The following is a 5,864-nucleotide window of genomic DNA, read 5'->3' as shown; positions in this document are numbered from 1 at the left end:
GAGGATGCCGCCCGGGCGGCCCTGCACGGCACGCTCTACGAACCCAACGCGATGGTCGTCTCCACGGCGGACGCGACGGGCCGCCCCAGCTCACGCACGGTACTGATGAAGCAGTACGACACCGAGGGCTTCGTCTTCTTCACCAACTACGACTCCCGCAAGGGCCGCGACCTGGCGGCGAACCCGCACGTCTCGCTGCTCTTCCCCTGGCACCCGCTGGCCCGCCAGGTCATCGTCACCGGCACCGCCCGGCGCACCGGCCGCGACGAGACCGCCGCCTACTTCCGCACCCGCCCGCACGGCTCCCAGCTGGGCGCCTGGGCCAGCGCCCAGTCCACGGTGATCGCCTCGCGCACCGAACTGGACACGGCCTACGCCGAACTCGCGGCCCGCTACCCCGAGGACGAACAGGTCCCCGTCCCGCCGCACTGGGGCGGCTTCCGCGTCGTCCCCGAGACGATCGAGTTCTGGCAGGGCCGCGCCAACCGCCTCCACGACCGCCTGCGCTACGCCGCCCGGCCGAACGGCACCTGGAAGGTCGAACGCCTCAGCCCCTGACGGCCCCCCGGGCACCTTCCGGAAACGCAGACGACCCGCGGGCTGGGTTCCTCCGAGGAGGAGCCGGCCGGACGTACCGGCAGCCCGCGGGTCGGGTGACTGCTTGGGATTGGGCCGGCTGCACGCATCTGTCGCGCGCTGGTCCGGCACCGCACATGGCGTGGTGACGGGCCGCTAGCCCGCAGCCACCTCACGCGTCCGGTTTCCATACATCTGCCGAACCACCTCCCTTCTCGTGTACCCGACACCCTAGGAAGCGGCCCGGAGGCACTCAACCGATTTTTTCTTGCGGGAACAGGATGTGTGCTGGGTCACGTTCCAGTTGAATGAAGGCCAGTGCAGGCCAGTGAGCGAACCGAGTGCCGTGTGTGCGCGGACGCAGCCTCCAGGGGGTCCAGGTGAGTGCTTCGCGGCGGAGTGGGACCACGGACGAGCTGGGGCCGGAGGAGCCCGGTGAGTCCGGGGGATCCGACCTGCTCGCCGCGCTGCTGGACGGCATGGACGCGGCGCTGTGCGCCTTCGACGCCGACGGGGTGGTGACCCACTGGAACCGGGAGGCCGAGCGGATCCTCGGGTGGACGGCCGCGGAGGCCGTCGGGCGGCAGGGGTTCGCCGGCTGGGCGGTGCGCACCGCCGACGCCGAGGAGGTGCAGGCCCGGCTGATGTCGGCGATGCGCGCGCCGGGGCGGCAGGTGCACGAGTTCGCGCTCGTCACCAAGGACGGCGGGCGGGTGCTCGTACGGACGCAGTCGGCCGCGGTGCGCGGGCCCGACGGGCAGCCCGCGGGGGTGTACTGCGCGTTCAGCGAGGTGCACGCGCAGATCGACCTGGAGCGCTCGATCGCGCTGAGCGAGGCCCTGTTCGAGGACGCCTCCTGGGGGGTCGTGCTGGTCGACGCCGACCTGCGGCCCGCCGTGGTGAACGCGCACGCGGCGCGCTCGCTGGGGCTGGGCCGTACGTCCGCGCTGGGGCGTCCGCTGGGCGAGCTGCTGGCGCAGGGCGTGGAGGAGCTGGAGGCCGCGCTGACGCACGTCCTCGCCGAGGGCGCGCCGCCCGCGCCCGCCGATCTGTGGGTGACCGTGCGGACCCCGGAGGGGGACAAGCGGCGCTGCTGGCGCAGCGGGTTCGTGCGGCTGGCCTCGCCGCTCGCGGAGGAGCCGGTGCCGCTCGGCGTGGGGTGGCTGTTCGAGGACGTCACCGAGGCCAAGCAGGGGGAGCAGGAGGCGGCCCTGCTGCGGTTCCGGACGAACCAGCTGCACCGGGCGGCCCGGGCCGCGGCCGAGTGCGAGGACCCGGTGGAGGCGGCCACCGTCCACCTGGACTTCGCCCTCGCCGGCTACGCCGACCACGCCCTCGTCGACCGGCTGGCGGGCGGCCCGCGCGCGGAGGGCGAGCCGGGCCCGGTCCGGCTGGTACGGCTCGCGGCGACGCCGGCCGGGGCGCCGGGGCCGAGCCTGCTCACGGGCGCGGCCGGGCTGCCCGTGCGCTACCGGGAGGGGCATCCGGCGCTGCGGTGCGTGGAGCGGACCGGGACCGTGCGCGCGGACGCCGGGCCGGTGCCGGCCGAGCGGGCGCGGGAGTGGGCGCTGGAGCGGCAGTGGCCCGGCGACGCGGTGCACGCGCTGTGCGCGGTGCTGCGCAGCCGGGGGCGGACGCTGGGCGTGGTGACCTTCCTGCGCGGCGCCGGCCGCAGCCGCTTCGAGCGGTCCGACGCGGCGTACGCGGAGGACGTGGCCGTACGGATCGCGATGGCGCTCGACCTGGCGGAGGCGGTGCGGGAGCGGCCGGCGGAGTAGGTCCGGCGGCGCCGGCGGTGTCAGTGGCGGTAGAAGATCCGGTCGCCGTACTCCGCCATCACCCGGCTGTTCCACTCGTGGCCGCCGTCGACGTTGCCGGAGCGCAGCAGCGGGGGTTCGATGCCGCGGTCGGCGAGGGTGGCGGCGGCGGTCGCCACGACGGCCTGCATCAGGGCGGCGGTGACGACCGTGGAGGCGGGGGCGAAGGGCGCCGGGATGGTGTCGAGGGCGAGTTCGGCGTCGCCGACGGCGATCTTCGAGTCGAGGACGATGTCGCAGTGGTCCTTGAGGAAGGTGCCGGAGCTGTGCCGGGACGTCGTCTCCGCGGCGTACGCGACCGAGGTGACGCCGACGACCCGTACGCCGTGGGCGCGGGCGGTGAGGGCCATCTCCACGGGCAGGGCGTTGCGCCCGGACAGGGAGACGATCACGAGGGCGTCGCCGGCGCGGAGCGGGGAGGTGTCCAGGACGGCGCTCGCGAGGCCGTCGACGCGTTCGAGGGCGGAGCCGAGGGTGGCCGGGGTGACGTCGACGCCGACGACGCCGGGTACGGCGAGCAGGTTCATCAGCGCCAGGCCGCCCGCGCGGTAGACGACGTCCTGGGCGGCCAGCGAGGAGTGCCCGGCGCCGAAGGCGAACAGGCGACCGCCGGCCGCGACGGTGTCGGCGAGCAGGGTGCCGGCCGCGGCGATGGCCTCGGCCTCCTCGTCGCGGACCCGGTGCAGCAGGCCGATGGCGGCGTCGAAGAACAGGTCGGCAGGCGTGCCGTCGCTCATGCGGTGCCCCTTCGCAGCGTCTGTGTCGCGGATCACCGTGCGGTCTGGACCATCTCGGTGTCAATACGGCCGCGCCCCCCTTGACGGCCCCGTTTCCCCGGTACCGCCCGCTTGTCAGTGGGATCCGGCAGAATTGGTGCCAGGGCCAGCGCCAGCGGCCGGCTGCCGACAGAGGTAATCGAGGGGCACGTATGTCCGGACTGATCGACACCACGGAGATGTATCTCCGCACCATCCTCGAACTCGAAGAGGAAGGCGTCGTCCCCATGCGCGCCCGCATCGCGGAGCGGCTGGACCAGAGCGGGCCGACGGTGAGCCAGACGGTGGCGCGGATGGAGCGCGACGGTCTGGTGTCCGTGGCCAGCGACCGGCACCTGGAGCTGACCGACGAGGGCCGCCGGCTGGCGACGCGCGTGATGCGCAAGCACCGCCTGGCCGAGTGCCTGCTCGTGGATGTGATCGGGCTGGAGTGGGAGCAGGTGCACGCGGAGGCCTGCCGCTGGGAGCACGTGATGAGCGAGGCGGTGGAGCGTCGCGTGCTGGAGCTGCTGCGGCACCCCACCGAGTCGCCGTACGGCAACCCCATCCCGGGCCTGGAGGAGCTGGGCGAGAAGGACGGGGCGGACCCGTTCCTGGACGAGAGCATGGTGTCGCTGGCCGACCTGGACCCGGGCACGGACGGCAAGACGGTCGTCGTGCGCCGGATCGGCGAGCCGATCCAGACGGACGCGCAGCTGATGTACACGCTGCGGCGGGCGGGTGTGCAGCCCGGGTCGGTGGTGAGCGTCACGGAGTCGCCCGGTGGTGTGCTGGTGGGCAGCGGCGGTGAGGCGGCCGAGCTGGAGGCGGACATCGCCTCCCACGTGTTCGTCGCCAAGCGCTGAGACGGTGGAGGCCCCGGCGCCGTGCGGCGCCGGGGCCTGTCCTCCCCTGTGCTGACCCGGAGCCCCGAGCTCTCAGGGTCATCCCCCTCGGACCGTTTTTCCCCGAGCGGTCCGCCTCCTGCCAGAAAGATCCCCTCGGCTGCGCCGATCATTCCTTGAGGGGTGTCACTCGAACGAGGGGTGTTGTCCATCAGAAACGGAATTTTCGAATAGGTATTCGATAGCCTGGGGCGGCTGGACGACGAGGCAGGCGGAGCACTGGGGGGTGCCAGGCCGATGGCACGGCGTATCGATGTGACGGGAGCGGGCGGGCTGCGGCTGGCCGCCTGGGAGTTCGCCGACCCGCCGAAACCGGAGGCGGGTCCCGACGCGGAAGCGGAGGCGGAGCCGGGCGTTCCGGGGGTGCTGTTGCTCCACGGTCTGATGGGCCGCGCCTCCCACTGGGCGGCCACCGCCCGCCGGCTCGCCGAGCGCCACCGCGCCGTGGCGCTCGACCAGCGCGGCCACGGCCAGAGCGACAAGCCCCCGCCGGCCGCCTACACCCGTGAGGCCTACGTCGAGGACGCCGAGGCCGCCGTGGAGCAGCTCGGTCTCGCCCCCGCCGTCCTCGTCGGCCACGCCATGGGCGCGCTGACCGCGTGGCAGCTCGCCGCCGAACGCCCCGACCTGGTCCGCGGCCTGGTCATCTGCGACATGCGGGCCTCCGCGCTCGGCGGGGCCTCGCAGCGCGAGTGGGCCGACTGGTTCCGGTCCTGGCCCGTCCCCTTCGCCAACCTCGCCGACGTCCGCAAGTGGTTCGGCGAGGACGACCCCCGGGTGGAGCGGCCCAGCCCCGCGCGCGGTGCGTTCTACGCCGAGGTGATGCACGAGTGCGAGGACGGCTGGCGACCCGTCTTCCACCCCCGGCACATGCTCAGCTCCCGGGCGACCTGGGTGTACGACGCCCACTGGGAGGAACTGGCCCAGGTCCGCTGCCCGACGCTGGTGGTGCGGGGCGTGGACGGCGAGCTGGGCCGGGCGGAGGCCCAGGAGATGGTGCGGGTGCTGCCGCGGGGGGAGTATGCGGAGGTGCCGGATGCGGGGCATCTCGCCCACTACGACCTGCCGGGGGCTTGGTGGAGGGCTGTCTCGCCGTTTCTTGATCGGTTACTCGGGGATTGAGATGCGCGGATGCGGCGCCCCTTCAGGGGCGCGGGGAACTGCGCGATCAGCCACGCCGTAGCCGCCGACGAACCGGACTCCGCGGACGAGTGGGCGAACCGGCTACCGATCCCTCCCGCACGCATAGGCCAGCGGCGAGATCAGTTCCTCCGCGTCCGGTAGCCAGCGATTCGCCGGCGTCGGCCGGCGGGCCCACTGCACGGCCCCCCGCGACCCGAACCGCGTGGGCGGCGCGGCCACGTACGCGCCCTCGCCCTGCGCCACCAGGTCCAGCGACGGCAGCGACCAGCCGAGCTTGCGCACCAGGTCCGGCACCTTCGCGGACGCCCCGGGCAGGACGAAGAAGTGCATCCGCCGGTCCGGGGTCAGCGTGACCGGCCCGAGCGTCAGCTCCATCCGCTCCATGCGGGCGAGCGCCAGGAAGCCCGCGCTCTCCGGGACGGACAGCGTGTCGAACGTCCGCCCCGTCGGCAGCAGGATCGACGCGGTCGGCTGCTTCTGCCACATCCGGCGCGCGACGGTCGCACTGCCGGTCGCCTGGGTCACCCAGTCGGGGCGCGCGGGGTGCGCACCCGGCGCAGGGCAGGAAGCGTCGCCGCACGAGCAGTGCTGCATCCCGTCGACGGCTTCCAGCCAGGTGCCCGGGAACACGTCCCAGTGCCGTTCCTCGGCGTAGCGTACGGCGGTCT

At 73.8% G+C, this 5,864-nt stretch carries 6 protein-coding genes; 4 read left to right on the top strand and 2 right to left on the bottom strand.

The genetic code is table 11. The features are described 5' to 3' along the window. Positions 1–558, top strand: a 558-nt coding sequence (gene pdxH, locus CCN44_RS38580) for a pyridoxamine 5'-phosphate oxidase (RefSeq protein WP_086703514.1), incomplete at its 5' end; no start/stop codon positions are given. A 398-nt stretch (positions 559–956) separates the two neighbouring features. Then, positions 957–2,354: a PAS domain-containing protein gene (locus CCN44_RS38575; RefSeq protein WP_086703521.1), complete on the top strand. Its 1,398-nt coding sequence runs from the start codon at positions 957–959 to the stop codon at positions 2,352–2,354. 20 nt (positions 2,355–2,374) lie between these two features. Here the strand turns inward: CCN44_RS38575 and CCN44_RS38570 are convergent, their stop codons facing one another. Beyond that, positions 2,375–3,130 carry an SIS domain-containing protein gene (locus CCN44_RS38570; RefSeq protein WP_086703508.1) on the bottom strand — a complete coding sequence of 252 codons (756 nt, stop codon included), beginning with the start codon at positions 3,128–3,130 and terminating at the stop codon, positions 2,375–2,377. Between the two features lie 191 nt (positions 3,131–3,321). On the opposite strand from CCN44_RS38570, the gene CCN44_RS38565 reads away from it, so the two are divergent. Next, a complete protein-coding gene (locus CCN44_RS38565) occupies positions 3,322–4,014 on the top strand; it encodes a metal-dependent transcriptional regulator (RefSeq protein WP_059250541.1) in 693 nt (230 codons plus the stop codon). A 276-nt stretch (positions 4,015–4,290) separates the two neighbouring features. Beyond that, positions 4,291–5,175 carry an alpha/beta fold hydrolase gene (locus CCN44_RS38560; protein ID WP_086703505.1) on the top strand — a complete coding sequence of 295 codons (885 nt, stop codon included), beginning with the start codon at positions 4,291–4,293 and terminating at the stop codon, positions 5,173–5,175. 102 nt (positions 5,176–5,277) lie between these two features. On the opposite strand, the gene CCN44_RS38555 is transcribed toward CCN44_RS38560, so the two are convergent. Beyond that, on the bottom strand, positions 5,278–5,864 hold a 587-nt coding region (locus CCN44_RS38555; RefSeq protein ID WP_107502159.1), incomplete at its 5' end, for a bifunctional DNA primase/polymerase.

The sequence above is a fragment of the Streptomyces tricolor genome, assembly GCF_002155905.1.
Classification (GTDB): Bacteria; Actinomycetota; Actinomycetes; order Streptomycetales; family Streptomycetaceae; genus Streptomyces; species Streptomyces tricolor.
Note: the sequence above shows the minus strand (reverse complement) of the source record. Positions and strands in the feature narration are given on the sequence as shown.